Source organism: Pokkaliibacter sp. CJK22405 (assembly GCF_046614695.1).
GTDB lineage: Bacteria > Pseudomonadota > Gammaproteobacteria > Pseudomonadales > Balneatricaceae > Pokkaliibacter.
The window spans coordinates 174,295-191,869 of the sequence record NZ_JBKKHQ010000021.1 but is presented as its reverse complement, the minus strand read 5'-3'; the positions used below and the strand labels follow the sequence as shown (position 1 = coordinate 191,869).

Annotated in this window: 17 protein-coding genes; 6 read left to right on the top strand and 11 right to left on the bottom strand. The window is 54.7% G+C overall.

The annotated features are described in order from the left end of the window. Positions 1-237: 237 nt before the first annotated feature. From tatC to ACKC9G_RS15760, 9 genes are all read right to left on the bottom strand, one after another. A complete protein-coding gene (tatC, locus tag ACKC9G_RS15800) occupies positions 238-1,017 on the bottom strand; it encodes a twin-arginine translocase subunit TatC (RefSeq protein WP_411407125.1) in 780 nt (259 codons plus the stop codon). Further along, positions 1,004-1,420, bottom strand: coding sequence for a Sec-independent protein translocase protein TatB (gene tatB, locus ACKC9G_RS15795; protein ID WP_411407123.1), 417 nt, complete (start codon positions 1,418-1,420; stop codon positions 1,004-1,006). The genes tatC and tatB overlap by 14 nt, the downstream gene beginning before the upstream one ends. Before the next feature lie 8 nt (positions 1,421-1,428). Next, a complete protein-coding gene (gene tatA, locus ACKC9G_RS15790) occupies positions 1,429-1,671 on the bottom strand; it encodes a Sec-independent protein translocase subunit TatA (protein WP_411407121.1) in 243 nt (80 codons plus the stop codon). Between the two features lie 156 nt (positions 1,672-1,827). Then, positions 1,828-2,160: a phosphoribosyl-ATP diphosphatase gene (locus ACKC9G_RS15785; protein ID WP_411407119.1), complete on the bottom strand. Its 333-nt coding sequence runs from the start codon at positions 2,158-2,160 to the stop codon at positions 1,828-1,830. Positions 2,161-2,162: 2 nt separating this feature from the next. Further along, positions 2,163-2,564 (bottom strand): phosphoribosyl-AMP cyclohydrolase, encoded by a 402-nt coding sequence (gene hisI, locus ACKC9G_RS15780; protein ID WP_411407117.1) that lies wholly within the window; start codon positions 2,562-2,564, stop codon positions 2,163-2,165. A 22-nt stretch (positions 2,565-2,586) separates the two neighbouring features. Continuing rightward, positions 2,587-4,212 carry a ubiquinone biosynthesis regulatory protein kinase UbiB gene (gene ubiB / locus ACKC9G_RS15775; RefSeq protein ID WP_411407115.1) on the bottom strand — a complete coding sequence of 542 codons (1,626 nt, stop codon included), beginning with the start codon at positions 4,210-4,212 and terminating at the stop codon, positions 2,587-2,589. A gap of 66 nt (positions 4,213-4,278) precedes the next feature. Next, a complete protein-coding gene (locus ACKC9G_RS15770; protein WP_411407113.1) occupies positions 4,279-5,640 on the bottom strand; it encodes a diguanylate cyclase domain-containing protein in 1,362 nt (453 codons plus the stop codon). A gap of 141 nt (positions 5,641-5,781) precedes the next feature. After that, positions 5,782-6,420, bottom strand: coding sequence for a thiol:disulfide interchange protein DsbA/DsbL (locus ACKC9G_RS15765; protein WP_411407111.1), 639 nt, complete (start codon positions 6,418-6,420; stop codon positions 5,782-5,784). Between the two features lie 171 nt (positions 6,421-6,591). Continuing rightward, positions 6,592-7,203: a c-type cytochrome gene (locus ACKC9G_RS15760; protein WP_411407109.1), complete on the bottom strand. Its 612-nt coding sequence runs from the start codon at positions 7,201-7,203 to the stop codon at positions 6,592-6,594. Between the two features lie 178 nt (positions 7,204-7,381). Between ACKC9G_RS15760 and yihA the strand changes: the two genes are divergently transcribed. After that, entirely contained in the window at positions 7,382-8,053 is a 672-nt protein-coding gene (gene yihA, locus ACKC9G_RS15755; protein ID WP_411407107.1) for a ribosome biogenesis GTP-binding protein YihA/YsxC, read from the top strand. Positions 8,054-8,280: 227 nt separating this feature from the next. Beyond that, positions 8,281-9,213: a GTP cyclohydrolase FolE2 gene (gene folE2, locus ACKC9G_RS15750; RefSeq protein ID WP_411407105.1), complete on the top strand. Its 933-nt coding sequence runs from the start codon at positions 8,281-8,283 to the stop codon at positions 9,211-9,213. 134 nt (positions 9,214-9,347) lie between these two features. Here the strand turns inward: folE2 and polA are convergent, their stop codons facing one another. Next, positions 9,348-12,098, bottom strand: a complete 2,751-nt coding sequence (gene polA, locus ACKC9G_RS15745; protein ID WP_411407103.1) for a DNA polymerase I — start codon at positions 12,096-12,098, stop codon at positions 9,348-9,350. Between the two features lie 134 nt (positions 12,099-12,232). Between polA and ACKC9G_RS15740 the strand changes: the two genes are divergently transcribed. From ACKC9G_RS15740 to ACKC9G_RS15725, 4 genes are all read left to right on the top strand, one after another. Next, entirely contained in the window at positions 12,233-12,508 is a 276-nt protein-coding gene (locus ACKC9G_RS15740) for a DUF2782 domain-containing protein (RefSeq protein ID WP_411407101.1), read from the top strand. 12 nt (positions 12,509-12,520) lie between these two features. Beyond that, on the top strand, positions 12,521-13,486 hold the full coding sequence (locus ACKC9G_RS15735) for a homoserine kinase (RefSeq protein ID WP_411407099.1): 966 nt from the start codon (positions 12,521-12,523) through the stop codon (positions 13,484-13,486). 324 nt (positions 13,487-13,810) lie between these two features. Next, positions 13,811-15,142 carry an MFS transporter gene (locus ACKC9G_RS15730; protein WP_411407097.1) on the top strand — a complete coding sequence of 444 codons (1,332 nt, stop codon included), beginning with the start codon at positions 13,811-13,813 and terminating at the stop codon, positions 15,140-15,142. A gap of 193 nt (positions 15,143-15,335) precedes the next feature. Continuing rightward, entirely contained in the window at positions 15,336-16,802 is a 1,467-nt protein-coding gene (locus ACKC9G_RS15725; protein ID WP_411407095.1) for a hypothetical protein, read from the top strand. 73 nt (positions 16,803-16,875) lie between these two features. Here ACKC9G_RS15725 and ACKC9G_RS15720 read toward each other — a convergent pair whose 3' ends face one another. Continuing rightward, positions 16,876-17,571 carry an aspartate/glutamate racemase family protein gene (locus tag ACKC9G_RS15720; protein ID WP_411407093.1) on the bottom strand — a complete coding sequence of 232 codons (696 nt, stop codon included), beginning with the start codon at positions 17,569-17,571 and terminating at the stop codon, positions 16,876-16,878. Positions 17,572-17,575 lie beyond the last annotated feature (4 nt).

The following is a 17,575-nucleotide window of genomic DNA, read 5'->3' as shown; positions in this document are numbered from 1 at the left end:
GGCGGTGCGCCGCGTCGTTCAGTGGGGGCGCATTATAGACCTTTGAATGAGTCCGTCAAGGGGTAAAACCAAGAAAAACCAAATTCAGGCTCATGACGCCCGAAAACGCTCAAACCGACACTGAGAGCATTCAAAGGATGAGCTTCGCCGAACTGCGCGAAGCCAATAACTAAAAGCACAAACAGCAGACATAAAAAAGCAGCGGCCAAGGCCGCTGCTTTTAATCAATGCTTTTACTTATGAAACCTGATCGGTCTCACTTTCTTCCGACTCTTCTTCTACTACACGCTGCTTGATGAGTCGCCCAAAAACCAGTCCCACTTCAAACAGCAGCCACATAGGCACTGCGAGAAGTGACTGCGACATGACATCTGGTGGCGTTAGCAACATACCTACAACGAAGCATCCCACAATAATGTAGGGACGTTTTGCAGCCAGGTCTTTGGCCGTAACGATACCCGAGCTAATCAACAGGATAATCGCAACCGGGATCTCAAAGACGACACCGAAAGCAAAGAAGAGTTTGAGCACAAAGTCCAGATACTTGTTGATATCAGTCATGACCTCAACATCAGCTGGCCCGGTGGTAGTAAAGAAAGCGAATAACAGCGGAAATACTACATAGTAAGCAAACGCCATCCCTGCATAGAAGAGAAAGACGCTCGATACCAGCAGCGGCATGGCGATGCGCTTTTCATGACGATATAGCCCAGGGGAAATAAATGCCCACGCCTGATGCAGGATGAATGGCATTGCCATCATTACTGAAGCCACCAGAGTCAACTTGAAGGGGGCAAGAAATGTAGAAGCAACCTCGGTCGCGATCATACTTGAGCCTTTTGGCAGCATGTCACGCAGAGGCGCGGATACGTAGTGATAGAGATCGTTCGCGAAATAGAATAGCCCGAGGAAGATGATCAGTACGATCAACACCACCTTGAGCAGGCGATTTCGTAATTCAAGCAGATGAGAAATCAGCGGCATCTCTGCCTGCTGGTGATTATCAGGTTCGCTCATGCTGTTTTGAGGACTCGGCTACACTGGCACGCTCTTCGACGCTTTCGCTATCTCGTCCTTCGCGCGCCAGGTGATGAAGAGAATCGGCAACTTCGGCAGGTTTCTGGCTTTCCGCGGAAGTTTCAGCTGGCTTACCTTGGAAGGTATCTTCAGCTGCTTTACTGAAGCCGGATACCTCTTGCTGAAATTTGGCCAGATGTTCGCGGTTTTTCTCAGCCTGACGACGCAGTTCGTCAGCACGCAGCTCTTCGTTGATCTCGTGCTGAACGTTTTGCACCATACGCTTGAGTTTGCCAATCCAGAGCCCGGCCGTTCTTGCCGCTACGGGGAGTCGTTCAGGGCCAAGCACCAGCAGTGCCACTACCCCAACAACAAGCAGCTCGGTAAATCCGATATCGAACATGAATGCGCTCAGGCGTCCTTGGATTCTTTGCTCTTACTCAGGTCTTCCTGCTTTTTGCTGTCAAAGTCAGCATCGTCATGGGAGATCTTGTTCGCTTCATTCTTGCTCTGATCATCATTCATGGCACTTTTAAAGCCTTTGACTGCACTACCCAGATCAGAACCGATATTGCGCAGTTTCTTGGTTCCGAAAAGCAGCACGACGATGCCAAGGACAATAACTAGTTGCCAAATACTGATTCCGCCAAGCATTACAGAGCTCCTTAAAAATTTACTACCGAGATTGAGTTGTACTCGGCTTGAGACAGGCTGGTGATCGACCAGCGAGGCGTGGTTTAGGCCATCTTCGCTGATCTACCGGTCCTTGGCAATATGCGACAAAGCTGTGACAAGGGCGTGACAAACACCTCAGTTTTTATCGCGATTCGCCTTTTCTTCCAGACCGGAAAGATCGAAACGACGCGCTAATTCATCCAGCACAGCCTGCGATGAACCACCCAGATGAGACAGCATGACCAGTGAGTGAAACCAAAGATCTGCCGTTTCATAAATGACGTCACTCAGGTCTTTGCTATGCTCGGCATCCTTAGCCGCAAGCAGGGTTTCTGTACACTCCTCACCTACTTTTTCGAGGATTTTGTTTAGCCCTTTATGATGCAAAGAGGCGACGTAGGACTTATCAGCAGCTGCATTCTTACGTGATTCCAATACGGCATCCAGCGCCTTGAGCACATCACTCATCTTCACTTTTCCTCTTTGTGGTAGATCGCCGCCGGGTCCTTGCGAACCTCCTCAACCGGGGTCCACTCATCATTTTGCAGCTGATAGAAAAAACAGTGTTCGCGCCCAGTATGACAAGCAATACCACCGATTTGTTCCACCTGCATGAGAACGCAGTCACCGTCACAGTCCAGACGCAGGTCAAAAAGCCGCTGAACATGTCCGGACTCTTCACCCTTGCGCCAGAGTTTCTGGCGTGAACGCGAATAATAGATCGCGCGCTGCTCTTTCAGGGTAAGCTCCAGTGCTTCAGCATTCATCCAGGCCATCATCAGAACCCGTCCGGTTTTTGCATCCTGGGCGATGGCTGGTACCAGCCCATCAGCATTCCACTTGACCTGTGACAGCCAGTTCTTCTCTGTCATGTTTTTCAAACCTTATCGCATCTCAGCGGCGGGGATGCCGCCATAAAAGAGCCAACCCTACCGCCGCGACAATCCATGCAGAGACGGGCGTCTGACTTATCCAGTTCCAGCTGCCATGCCAGAAAGTAATGAGAGCAAGCACAACAGCGACCAGACCCACTTTACCCATCCAGTGCTTGGCAGGCTCAAGATCATCCGTCGTTTGCTGAATTTGCTTAAGCGTCTGATCCAACTGACGCACTTGCTGAAGTGCATCCATGGTCAGCTGCGGCAGTTGCGGTAGCTGATCCATGATATCCGGCACCTGAGCCTTCATGCGCCGCCATACACCACGCGCGCCCATGCGCTCTTTCATCCAGTTTTCGAGAAAAGGTTTCGCTGTGGCCCAGAGATCAAGTTCGGGATAGAGCTGACGCCCCAAACCTTCAATATTCAGCAGGGTTTTTTGCAGCAAAACCAGTTGAGGCTGCACTTCCATATTGAAGCGACGGGCCGTTTGGAAGAGGCCTAACAAGACATGACCAAAAGAAATATCTTTCAGCGGCTTCTGGAAAATAGGCTCACAGACAGTACGTATGGCGGCCTCAAAATCATGAACTGGCGTATCCGGCGGCACCCAGCCGGAGTCAACATGCAACTGTGCAACCTGGCGATAGTCTCGCTTGAAAAAAGCCAGCAGATTGCGCGCCAGATACTGCTGATCTTCGGGCGTCAGCGAACCGACAATACCGAAGTCGATCGCGATATAGCGAGGGCTGGAAGTCGCATCACGATCCACGAAGATGTTGCCAGGGTGCATATCTGCGTGAAAGAAGTTATCTCGAAAGACCTGAGTGAAGAAGATCTCCACCCCTCGCTCGGCAAGCACTTTCAGATCCACACCATCGGCGCGAAGGCTGTCAACATCCGCCACAGGAATACCGCCGATACGTTCCATTACCATGACCTGGCGTCGGGTAAATTCCCAGTAAACCTCAGGAACATAGAGCATGACGGACTTATCAAAGTTCCGGCGAATCTGTGCCGCGTTGGCAGCTTCGCGCTGCAGGTCCAGCTCATCGTAAAGCGTACGTTCGTAATCGCGGACGACTTCCACCGGACGAAGACGCCGTCCATCTGCAGAGACGCGGGTAATCATCCCGGCAACAGCGTGCATGACAGCGACGTCCTTGCGAATGATTTTATTGATACCCGGACGAATAACCTTCACCACCACATGCTCGCCACTGTGAAGCACGGCTTCATGGACCTGAGCAATAGAGGCGGAGGCTAAAGGCTGACGATTGATAGAGCTGAAGACTTCAGAGACGGGCACTCCGAGAGAGTGCTCAATAATGCTAATGGCACGATCACCGGGAAAGGGCGGAACACGATCCTGCAGGAGCTTTAGCTCATCGGCGATATCCGGCGGGAGCAAATCACGACGGGTAGACAGCACCTGTCCAAACTTGACGAACACCGGGCCAAGCTCTTCAAGAGCGCAGCGCAGACGCTCTCCACGAGGCAACTCATTACGATACCAACGCCAGGGCAGGAGCCAGACACAGGCCCGAATAAACCACGGCATTGCATTGAGGGGAATAATGTCATCCAGGCGATACTGGGCGATAACACGAATGATGGTCAGAATACGAAGTAGTCGAATCACCAGAACCGCTTCCTTAGATCAGACACAGCATCCAAAGCCTGTGCCTTGCACATGAAGCCGATGATTCTAACGCTTGCGCGTGGCCTTGTCTGTGTCTGACTCGACACAAACCTGATTCCGGCCATTTCGTTTCGCTTCATAGAGCGCCTGATCAGCACGCTCAAAGAGCTTGGCGGCATCATCGCCCTGACGGGAAATCGCAATTCCGACGGAAAGAGAGACAGACACCCGCACTCCGCGAAAATGGAAGCCAACACCGGAGGCTGTGAGTCGAACTTTCTCGGCAAACTGCCGCGCTGTATCTCGGCCCAGACCCGGCAGCAGGAAAACAAACTCCTCGCCGCCAATGCGCGCCAGCAGATCTTCTTTTCGTAACAGCGGGCGCAGGGTCTTTGCCATAATTTTCAGCACTTTATCCCCGGCCAGATGACCATATTGGTCATTAATAGCCTTGAAGAAGTCCAGATCGCCGACTAACAGTGCAAAAGGCCGCTGCTGCTGTTGGAAATCGCTAAACAACTGACGCAGGCGCATATCGTAGGCCATTCGGTTGGGCAAACCGGTCAGCGCATCCTGCTGCATTCGCTGATGCTGATCTTCAAGTTGTCCCTGCAGCCTTTCGTGCTCAACTTCGAGGGACTTCAACCGCTTTTCCATCTCGTTATGGCGCTGCTGCCAATGCTGTGCCCGCTTTTCATGGGCCGTACGATAGCTTTCCACATAACCAGTCAGGCCTTTAAGACGTTCCTCAACCTGTGACTGCAACACTGAGAGGTTGGTGGCATCACGCACTTCCTGACGCAAGTCCCCCATATCCTGCTGCAAATCTGAGGTAAAGGTTGCAGTTTCTGCACGCGCTGAGCGTTGTTGCAGCAACTCGGTATCGACATAACGCTGCATCATCTGCAGATGACGTGAAATCTCCTGAAGGTAGTTTTCCAGCTCTCGGTTTTGCTGACCTAGTTGCGAAAACAGCACTGTCAGTAAACTTTGCAAGGTGCGCTCGACCACTTCCGGGCTATCTTGCCCTTCCAGTTCATCAATCAGATTAAGAAGGTCAGGATGGTGCTGTAACTCACCCATCACCGGCTGCACCTGACGTAATAGCCAGTGGCGTATGCGGCGGACGAGAGTATCGGCGGTGTCTTGTTCTTCCGGCGTCTGGATTGCGTGATCGGCGGGCAGGGGAGCATCCACCTGCTCGACCCAGGCGGTGAGCATGGAAGCATCAGGGACATTCTGCAGCGCTTTAACCAGAGACCCCCAGCGTGGCACATGGGGCTGGTCCAGGGCTAAATGCTGAGCGAGCTTACGAACCAGTGCTGTAAACAGTTTTAACTTGTTTTCAGCATCCAGCTCAGCTTCGTTCAGCTCAGAAAGAAGTTCGTAGTAACGACTTTTCCAGTCTTGCGTATCTGTACTGCTCACAGGGCCATCCAATGAAGAATCTATGGAGCTCGACAGATACTGACATGTTTTGCCTGAGAGAAGATGATTCACCTCAGGCAACGACATCTTTGTGGGAGGGAATGACACCAGAGAGCCATTCCCTCACCATACAGTGCTCCGTTACTGCATGGCTTTGCGTTCTTTTGCGATCAGATAGTCTGCGACTTTGAGCATGTGAGTGAACGTATCTTCTCCGGAGTTCACTGGCGCCACCACATACTTACCATTGATGGTAATGGAGGGAACGCCTGTCACTTCGTAACTCGCCAGCAAGCCTTCGCCTTTCTTCAGACGCATATCCGTCGCAAAAGAAGAATAGACCTTGGCAAACTGCTCTGCATCCACATTCTGCTCTTTCATGAAGGCCACCAGATTTTCCTTGGTGGAAAGATTACGGTGGTCCTGATGGATCGCGGCAAACAGAGGCGCATGAATTTTCTCTTCTACGCCCACTTCATGGGTCGCATAGTAAGTACGCGCCAGACCTTCCCAGCTTGGATGAAAGACCACTGGAACGTGATCAAACTGCACATCATCACCCAGTTTGGCCGCCCAGGGAGTGACGACCGGATCAAAGGCATTACAGTGCGGGCAAGCGTAACTGAAGAATTCGATCACCTGAATTTTCTTGGGATCGGGGGTATGAACAGGCTCGCTCAGTACCTGATAGTCCTTGCCTTCAACATAGGTTTCATCAGCCATGCCTGCCAGAGGAAGCAAACACAGACCCAACACCAACACTTTTACTGCTTTCAACATGTAATGCTCTCCGATCCTGTTAATCGTGGATGAGGCCCTGCCTCGTGCCAGTATCCATTCATTGTGACCGACACAGGCACATAAAGTTCAACACCCAAAAAGCCATCATACAAAAGGCTTTCCTGTCTCGCCTCGCCGCAAATGTTTCATCCTTATACAATCAAGGATGATTTAATGCGCACTCAGCCCCTGCAAATAGCTCGCGACCGCAGCCATGTCGTCATCCGTCATATTGGCGGTGACGCCTGCCATAATGTTGGTTTTATCTGCGCTGCGTGTGCCATCGCGATAAGCCTTGAGCTGAGCTTCAAGGTAGGCCTCATGCTGGCCCGCCAACGCGGGAAAACCAGCCTGAGAGTTGCCAATCCCTGCTGGTGCGTGACACGACGTACAAGCAGGCACGCCTTTGTCAGGCAATCCTTGCGTATAAATCGTCTCTCCCAGAGCATTATCACCTGACCCCTCTTTGGCAGCAGGCATGGGCAGACTGGCGAAATAGGCGGACATGTCGCTCATTTGCTCATCCGACAGATTAAGAAGAATACCACTCATTACCGGGACCGACCGCTTGCCCGACTTGATATCCTGAAGCTCCTTGGTGAGATAGCGCTCATGCTGGCCAGCAAGCGAGGGATACGTTGGCATGGGTGAGACACCTTGCATGCCATGACAGGCGGCACAGACAACGATATTGGCTTTACCTTTGGCAGGATCGCCCTCGGCATTCGCATTCACGGAAAAAACAGCCAGCAGTAGCAACAGGCATGAGAGTCGCAGCGTCATTTGCTTATCCTGGTTCGGATTGGCCCGCCGGGCACAATCATTTATTGGTTTTTTTCAGTATCATAGGGCACCAAGACATCGACAATGCCGTTGCCCGCATCTGATCGGCATTATAGTGAACCACCCAGCACTCAAAAACGAGCTTATCCGTTGCTGAGTCAGCCAGAGCACGATCACCATGCTAACCTCACGCGTCAATTACCACACAGCCCGCTATGCCATCAGTGCGGCCAAAGTGAGCCAGTGCCCGCCCGATGAAACGTGCGAGGTCGCTTTCGCGGGTCGTTCCAATGCGGGTAAATCCAGTGCCATCAATGCGCTGACTCAGCAAAGCAAACTGGCGCGCACCTCGAAAACGCCAGGGCGCACGCAGCTGATCAACTACTTCTCTCTCAAGGTCCCTAACGGGGTTGAGAACCCGCCGATTTACCTGGTCGACCTGCCGGGTTATGGCTACGCCAAAGTGCCCGTCGCCATGAAACTCGACTGGCAAGCCCACATCAGCGATTACCTGGCTGATCGCCAAAGCCTTAAAGGGCTGGTGCTGATGATGGACGTGCGCCATCCCATGACCGAGTTCGATGAAATTCTGGTGGAGTGGTGCATTGATGCCAAAATGCCTCTGCACATTCTGCTGACCAAAGCCGACAAAATTAACAAGGGACCAGCGTCCTCCACGATGGCGAAGCTGCGCAATGAGCTGCGTGATCGCATGGGAGATCTGGTCAGCGTGCAGCTTTTTTCATCGCTGAAGAAAACCGGTGTCGAACAGCTGGCACACCGTCTGGATGACTGGCTGCTGGGCCCTGCCGTCGAAGATACCTCAGAAGACGATACCGCCACCGAGTAATACGTCCGACTTGTTCGCTACACACCGCCGAATAGAATCACTGATACCGGTCGTGTGTAGCCATCCCCGCCCTTATTCCATGTCATCTCCTGTAACCTTATTTTTACCCGCTGCCCTAACCGAGCGGCTTCTCACTTGCCTCTTTGCCTGCTGGATTTGACCCGGAACTTCCTCTTAACTGTATAATGTTATGATATAACATTTTATAGCTTAGTGAGTCTGATCCGATGCACAGCCCACAACCCCTTCCAGATACAGCCCGCCAACCCCTTAACTCTGCCATGCCATCACTGGAATGGGTTGGCATGGAATCCATCTTTCTGCCCATTCGCCTGAACGAGATTGATGGCATGCGCCACTCTCAGGCGCAGGTCAGCATCGGCGTAGACCTGCCCGGCTCGCGTAATGGCCCCAAAGGGATTCACATGTCACGGCTCTATGCACTGGCACAGGAAATGGCGACGCAACCACTGACTCCCGTAGCTCTGGATTTGTTACTGGCACGCGCGATTGCCAGCCATGACGAATGCCAAAGCTTATTGGCACGCAGTGAATGGCATTTTGATTTCTATCTCAGCCGCCCGGCGCTGGTGACCGCTGAACGCAGTGGCTGGCAGCGTTATCCTGTGCGGATACTGGGTGAACACAATGCCCATCTGGGTGAAAGTCAGATCAGCCTCGAAGTGGATCTTCACTACTCCTCAACCTGCCCCTGCTCTGCCGCGCTAAGTCGACAATACTTGGCGGACGCCTTCCTGCAGGCCTTTGCGGAAAACGCCAGCGACACACTGACGCTGGCCCGGGTTTACGACTGGCTACAAGCGCATGGCAGCATGGCGACACCCCACAGCCAGCGCAGTATCGCCACCTTACAGCTTCCCATTGCTGCCGATGCCCATCACTGGGGGCTACCTGAGCTGATTACGCTTGCGGAAGATCTCTTGCAGACGCCAGTACAGACACTGGTCAAGCGGGCGGATGAACAAGCCTTTGCGGTGCGCAATGGCTCGCAGTTGATGTATGTCGAAGATGCCAGCCGCATCCTGCTGCAGGGATTACAGCAAGCGGGCTTCACGCAGGTCTCCGTAAAGGTGCAACATCAGGAAAGCCTGCATGCCCATGATGCCGTGGCCTTTGGCAGCGCGGATCTGGCTCGCTGAGCGGCTGCATCACGACAACCACTAAAGCGCCCATAAAAAAGCCTGCTTCCGAGAGTCGCAGAAGCAGGCCTGATTGTGGATAACGCCCGTGTGTCAGATCAGTGACGGGCTGTTGAAAAGTCGCTGAGGCTAACTCAGTGCGCCTCTTCCCAGCTGCAGCCCGTACCGACTTCCACCAGCAGTGGCACTTTAAGTTCTGCCGCTTCGCTCATGGCCTTAGTGATCAGCGCTTTAACGGCCTCGACCTGATCGGCCTTCACTTCCAGTACCAGTTCATCGTGTACCTGCATGATCATGCGGGCATCCAGGTCACTGGCGCCCAAAGCCGCATCCACCGCCAGCATGGCGCGCTTGATAATATCTGCCGCGGTGCCCTGCATCGGCGCGTTGATCGCCGTACGTTCCGCCGCCTGACGACGCATGCCATTGCTGGATTTGATATCCGGCAGGTACAAACGGCGACCAAACAGGGTTTCGACAAAGCCCTTTTCACCTGCATCACTACGGGTGTTGTCCATATAGCGTTTCACGCCGGGATAACGGGTGAAATAACGGTCGATGTAGGTTTGCGCATCGGTACGATTAATCCCGAGCTGCTTAGCCAGACCAAAGGCCGACATGCCATAAATCAGGCCAAAGTTGATCGCCTTGGCACTGCGACGCTGGTCCGCACTGACCCCTTCCAGCGACACACCAAAAACCTCTGCCGCCGTCGCCTTGTGGATATCTTCCCCGTGGGAGAAGGCAGTCAGCAGACCCTGATCATCCGAAAGGTGCGCCATGATGCGAAGCTCAATCTGCGAATAGTCCGCCGCCATCAGCACATAACCCTCAGGTGCCACAAACGCCTGACGAATCTTGCGGCCTTCTTCGCTACGCACCGGGATGTTCTGCAGGTTCGGATCCGTCGAAGACAAACGGCCAGTGGCCGTTACCGCCTGATGATAAGAAGTATGTACGCGACCGGTTTTCGGCTTGATCATCTCCGGCAACTTGTCGGTATAGGTCGACTTCAGTTTGCTGAGGCTGCGGTACTCCAGAATCACCTTGGGCAGCGGATAATCCAGCGCCAGCTCCGCCAGCACTTCTTCGGAGGTCGAAGGGGCGCCCTTGGGGGTTTTCTTCAGTACTGGCAACTTCTGGCGTTCAAACAAAATCTCGCCCAGCTGTTTAGTTGAGCCAAGGTTAAAGGCCTCACCAGCCAGCTCATGGGCTTCGGCTTCCAGCTCCTGCATACGCGTGGCCAGCTGCTGGCTTTGCTGGTGCAGACGTTCGGCATCAATACGCGCACCGGTGCGCTCAATCCGCGACAGAATCGGCGCCAGCGGCAGTTCCAGATCCGTCAGCAGGGTTTTGAGCTTAGGCTCCGCTGTCAGTTTGGCTTGCAGCACCTGATGCAGGCGCAGGGTGATGTCGGCATCTTCACAGGCGTACGGCGCGGCCTTTTCCAGCTCGATCTGGTTAAAGGTCAGCTGCTTGGCGCCTTTACCGGCAATATCCTCAAAACTGATGGTGGTGTGATCAAGATAAAACTTGGCCAGATCATCCATGTTATGGCGAGTCGCCGTGCTGTTTAGCACGTAGGACGCCAGCATGGTGTCATCCGCGATGCCTTTCAGTTCAACGTCATAACTGGCCAGCACGTTCATGTCGTACTTGAGGTGCTGCCCCACCTTGGCCTTATTCTCGTCTTCAAGTATTGGCTTCAGTGCGGCAATCACCTTGTTGCGATCGAGCTGAGCGGGGGCGCCAAGATAGTCATGGGCCATAGGAATATACGCCGCCTCGCCGGGCTCAACCGCCAGACAAATGCCCACCAGCTGCGCCTCCATGTAATCCAGCGACGTGGTTTCGGTATCCAGCGCGAAAATCTCCGCCTTGTTCAGCTTCTCCAGCCAGCGATCAAAATCTTCCTGCGTCAGGATCGTTTCGTAACGCGTGTCGGTCGGGAAGCTGATCGCTTCAGCGAGCTCACCCTGATCAGCCGCGACTTCTGCAGACTCCGGCGTCGCCAGCGGACCGCCGCGCTTAAGCTCCGCCAGCCAGCCTTTGAACTCAAGCTCGGTGTACAGAGTGAAAAGCAGATCGGTATCGGGCGCTTTCATCGCCAGCGCGGCGAGGGGTTCTTCCAGTTCCACATCACACTTGATGGTCACCAGATCGCGGGACAACGGCAGCTCAGGCGCAAATTCACGCAGTTTCTCACCGACCTTGCCTGTTACTTCTTCGGCATGTTCCAGCACGCCATCCAGCGAGCCATAGGCTTCCAGCCACTTCACTGCGGTTTTCGGGCCGCAACTGGGCACGCCCGGGACGTTGTCGACCTTATCGCCAATCAGCGCGAGGTAATCGATAATGCGCTCGGGCGCGACGCCGAACTTTTCCTTCACGCCCTCAATATCCATGGTGGTATTGGTCATGGTGTTGACGAGGGTCACGTGCTCATTGACGAGCTGTGCCATATCCTTGTCGCCGGTCGAGATCACCGTCGGCTGCCTGGCCTGCCAGGCTTGCTGCGCCAAAGTGCCGATAACATCGTCCGCTTCAACGCCGGTAACCGCCAGAAGCGGATAGCCCAGCGCACGGATGGCTTCGTGCAAAGGTTCGATCTGCGAGCGCAGATCGTCCGGCATGGAAGGACGGTTGGCCTTGTATTCAGGGTACATATCATCGCGGAATGTCTTGCCCTTGGCGTCAAACACCACCACGGTTAGAGAATCAGGATACGCCTGTCGCAGTGAGCGCAGCATACCGAGAACGCCCTTGATGGCACCGGTGGGCTGGCCCTTGGCATTATTCAGTGGCGGCAGCGCGTGGTACGCGCGATACAGATAGGATGAACCATCCACGAGTACCAAAGGTGCGCGGGGTGCTGAAGCAGACATGGCGAGTTTCCTTTTTGGGCAGGCCCGCCATGATAAAGAATCCCCGGCAGTGACAAAAGGCCGGTGCAGGCGAAGCGGGACAGGTTTTCCTTTCCGCTGACCACCCTGCAACCTGACAAAACAAGGAGACAGTCATGCGCAAATGGATACTGGCTGGCCTGCTGGCCACCACCGCCGCTTTCAGTGGCGTCAGTTATGCCGCCGATGATGATCTTGGCGAACCACAGATCATCATCACTCACAAGACCGATAAAACCTTCTATGAATACCGCGTCAACGGTGAGGTGGTTGAAATTAAGGTGGTGCCCAAGAACGGCAAGCCCTATTATCTGGTGCCCGTAGATGGCGGCATGCGAGAGAGCGATCGCTCGCAGCTGCGAATTCCCAAGTGGGTCATTTTTCAATGGTAAGCGGAAGCTAGTATGGCTGTTTTCACCCCCGTCACGTTGTCTGAACTGGATACCTTTCTGGAGTCGTTTGATCTGGGCCGGGGGGTGTCCATTAAAGGCATTGATGGAGGCGTCGAGAACACCAACTTCTTTATTACCCTCGAACGCGATGGCCAGCACAGTGAGTATGTGCTGACCCTGTTTGAAGACCTGCCTGAGGCCGAACTGCCGTTCTTTGTTGAACTCACCACCTGGCTTGCCCGTGCAGGTATTCCCGTACCCGCACCTTTTCAGGATAAGAACGGCATCGCCCTGCATACCCTGAACCGCCGTCCGGCACTGATACTGCCGCGTTTTAAGGGCGCTCACTTGCCACGCCATGAACTCACCGTGGCTCAATGCGGTGTGATTGGCGAGTATCTGGCGCGCTTTCATCAGGCGGGTGATGATTTCTTCATGACTCGCCAGGCCCACCGCGGCGTGTTCTGGTGGCGCCGCGAGTCACAGATTCGTGCCCAGCAACTGGCTCCGGCCGATGCGCTGCTCATGCAGCAGGCGGTGACCAGTTTTGACCGTTTCTTGGAGGCAGAAAAGGCTACTGTTCGCCTGCCCACAGGCGTCACCCATGGCGACCTGTTCCATGACAACGCCCTTTTCCATGAGGGTGAGCTGACCGCCATCATCGATATCTACAACGCCAGCACCAGCTATCTGCTTTATGATCTGGCGATCACGGCCAACGACTGGTGTATCAATCCGGACGGCAGCTGGCGTAAAGAGCATCTCGCAGCGCTGCTGAGCTCGTACGCCAAGGTTCGCCCATTCACGGATGCCGAGCATGATTACTGGCCACTGATGCTGCAAACCGCCGCGATGCGTTTTTGGCTTTCCCGTCTTGAGCAGATTCACCCGGATGGTACCTATATGAAAAACCCGGATGAATTCCGCGACATTCTGCGCCATCGGCTGACAGACAGCGGCACACTGCCACGCCTGTAACTTTCTATAGCATTCCTTAAGAAAAACATACTTTTTACACAATTAGTGATAACCGGACGCCACCCTCTCTGCTAGAGTGTTGGGTCCGGTGACTTCTTCTGCTCTCGCAGTGCCTGCATGTTCATGCGTTCATGGCACGCATCACAACAATAAAAGCGATCCTTCAGGATAGCGTCCTACCGGAAAACGCCAGGCGACAAGACAACGTCCCGGCACACCCTGTGAACAGGTGCAGCACCCCGTGCTTGCCGACCGCGAATCATAATCGCCGGCGGCCACCTGAAAAGACGACTGAATAACAACACTACCTAACGAGAGTATGCCATGAACACTTCCCAGAACCGGGCCTTGAGTGCCGCGGATCTGCATCGTCCCCTCAGCCGTGGGGATGCAAAAACCCTGTCTTTGTCTGCCCTGGGCGGCGCCCTGGAATTCTACGACTTCGTCATTTTCGTCTTCTTCGCGGCAGTCGTCGGTAAACTGTTCTTCCCACCTGACATGCCCGACTGGCTACGTCAGGTACAGACCTTTGGTATTTTCGCCGCAGGTTACATTGCCCGCCCCCTGGGCGGCGTCATCATGGCGCACTTCGGCGATCTGATCGGCCGCAAGCGTATGTTCATGTTCTCCATTTTGCTGATGGCCTGCCCCACTCTGCTGATGGGCCTGTTACCTACTTATGAAACCTGGGGTCTGTTTGCGCCTCTGGCACTGCTGCTGATGCGTGTGCTACAGGGTGCTGCGATTGGTGGCGAAGCCCCCGGCGCCTGGGTATTCGTTACCGAACACGTGCCCGCCAACCGCACCAACTTTGCCTGTGGCACATTGTCGGCCGGTCTGGTCGCGGGCATTTTGCTGGGCTCTGTCGTTGCCACCATTATTAATGCAACCTTCTCGGCAGAAGAGCTGAATGATTACGCCTGGCGTCTGCCTTTCCTGCTGGGCGGCATTCTGGGCTTTATCACCATGTACCTGCGCCGCTGGCTGCATGAGACTCCGGTATTTACCGAGATGCAGCAGCGCAAAGAGCTGGCTGAGGAAATGCCCCTGAAAGCGATTCTGCGTAACCATCGCAGCGGTATTGTGGTATCCATGCTGGTGACCTGGATTCTGACCGGCGCCATCGTCGTCGCTATTTTGATGACGCCAACCCTACTGCAGAAACTGGCGCACCTGCCTGCGCAAACCACGTTGTTTGCCAACAGTATGGCGATTATTGCGGTGATCGTGGGCTGCATGGTCTCTGGCGCTCTGGCTGACCGTTTCGGTAGCGGTCCTGTTCTCTTTATTTTCAGTGCGGGCATGGGCATTAGCTACTGGTGGTTCTATTCCACCGTACTGACTGATCCGACCCATCTGGTAGCGATGTATATCGTCGTGGGCTTCTTTGTCGGCCTGACTGGCGTCGTTCCTGCCATTGCCGTCTCCTCCTTCCCGGCCGCCGTGCGCTTCACCGGATTGTCCTTCTCTTACAATCTGGCCTACGCCATTTTCGGTGGCACCACGCCGATGCTGGTCACGCTGCTGCTGAAAGAAAACCCCCTGGCACCAACGTACTATATTGCCGGTTTGGGTGTACTAGGTATGGCGCTGGGGCTGACCCTGAGCGCCACCCGTCGTCAGAATGCCAACCTGACAGCGGCAACCTCAGCCTGACATTAAGCGAGAACGGCTCACTCTCCTGAGGCTGACCCATGTCAGCCTCAGTTTTTTCTGCCTTATCCCATAACCCCTTATCCGGCTCGATCCTCTGCGCTTCACGAGGCAACGCGCTCACGCCTTCCCCTTTTTCTTCACTGCCAGCGCCGGTGCTGCTAAAGTTTCTCCATTCGCGATTAAGGAGAGTCTCATGCGTCGTCTTGTCCTGCTTGCCCCGATGGCAGCCCTTCTGCTTCTTTCAGGCTGTGGATCAGCGCCAACGACAGGGTCAGGCTACGGCAATACCGCTAACTCAGGCTCGATGGCAGAGGCCACCCAGGCCAACACCCTGCCCGGCACCCTTTCCCTGCGCTTAAAAAATGCCAGCTCAGGCAGCTACTATGGCTGGACGATGGAAGTCTCCAAGGCCGAGAGCAATCAGGGTTTTGTGCCTTTCACAACACCACAAATGCAGAATGGCCAGAATCAGGGTTACCCCCTCTGGCCGGATCGTTACTGGGTGACCGTGAAACATCTGGATGAAACGCGCTATTCCGGCTGGGTCGATGTGCAGGCAGGTCAGCTGACCGAGCTTTATGTCGACATCGGCTGGCTGTCGGATGACATTGAAGTTCATGGCCCAATGACAGCCGCCAATCAGCCGCCGGTCACGCAACCGATCGACAGCTCCTACAAAGCCTTCACACTTCCAAGCCAGTCCGGCTACGACATTACTTATCAGGGCCCGCAGGATCATGGTCTGCGCACGGGCCGTGCCACCTTTATCTTTAAGAAAGACGACCAGACCGTACTGACCCTGCGTAATGCACTTTGGCTGGCGGGTACAGGCCCACGTGGCACCATGGACTTTGAAGATGGCCGCACGGTGACAGGCCAGCTGGATAACAAGCTGCAGCTGACCGAAGGCAGCATTACCCATTGGCCCGATGGCAGCCAGTTTGTCGGCACCTATGACGGTCTAACGCCAGCCGAAGGCACATTCACTTTCAAAAACAACGATAAATGGCGCGGTAAACTGCGCGATGGCGTGCCCTATGGCTCCGGACGGATAACCTGGCACAGCGGCCAGTGGATGGAAGTCTCCGATGCCTCCACCATTCCTTCGATGACAGGCCGACTGCCCTGTACCAGCGCGGACGGAACGGTCACCACCTGCATGATGTTCGATGGCAAGCTCATCGACTCTGAAACCGAGTACCTGCGTCTGCAGGATGAGCGCGCGCTGATGAATCAGGTCGCCATGGAATCCGAAGGCATGCCGCCGGTGGGCGACAGCTCTAACCCTGGCGGCAGTCCGGAAGAGAGCACCACCTCACTGATCGGTGATACCAGCGCCAGTCAAAACGGTGAGATCAATTGCACCCGCGCCGTGGGCAAGTTCGTGAAAGACGGCGGCCTTAGCACCCTGACACTGACAGACCCGGGCGCCGGCTCCGGCACTCTGGTGCAGCTGGATGGCTCCGGCCAGTATCGTTTTGAGGTGGGTTTCAGCTTTAAAGCGACGGCCGACACCATCAGCTTTAAGTACCAGCCCGCCCACTACAAGCTGGTGTCGTCAGGCGAGGTCATGCAGACCACCACCATGCCGGATGCCTCAGCCAGCTGTCAGTACAACGGTCAGAGTCTGGTGATCAACGGCGAGACTTATCACCAGTAATACCTACGTCACCGCGATAGAAAAGGGCGCCTGAGCGCCCTTTTTCCTTATCAACACGAACAACCACTCCGAGCTACTGCGCCAGTAGAAAATCCAGTCCCTGCTGAATATGAATCTCTGTGGAATCCAGTAAAGGTGTGCCTGCGACCTCTCCCTGCAGCGCCAGTCCCAGCTCGGTGCAGCCCAGAATCACCGCCTGACAGCCAGACTGTGCCAGCTTTTGCGCCTCATCGGCCAGTTGCTGGCGACTGAGTTCCAGCACTTTGCCCTGACACAGCTCCTCAAAAATGATGCGATGCACCTGCTGACGACCTGACGCCTCAGGCACCTGCAGAGCAATATCAAAACCCTGGGCCAGATGACGCTGATAAAAGCCATCTTCCATTGAGAAAAGTGTGCCTAACAGCCCGGCCTGAGTAATGCCTGCCTGGGCAAGACGCTGACCCACTCCCTCCAGAATATGCAGCAGCGGCACGTCAATCCGCGCCTGTACCTGATCCGCCACCTTGTGCATGGTATTGGTGGCAATCATGATGGCCTTGGCACCCGCTTGCTCCAATCCCTGCGCCGCAGCGGCCAGGGTTTGGGCGATGGCCTCCCAGTCACCAGCGTGCTGCCAGGCAGCCAACTGACTAAACTCAAGGCTGTGAAGCAGAAGCGGTGCCGAGCTGAGTCCACCGCGAGCATGACGAACACCTGCATTCAGATCCTGATAATAGACCTGGGTTGACTCCCAGCTCATCCCTCCAAGAATTCCCAGTGTACGCATTGCC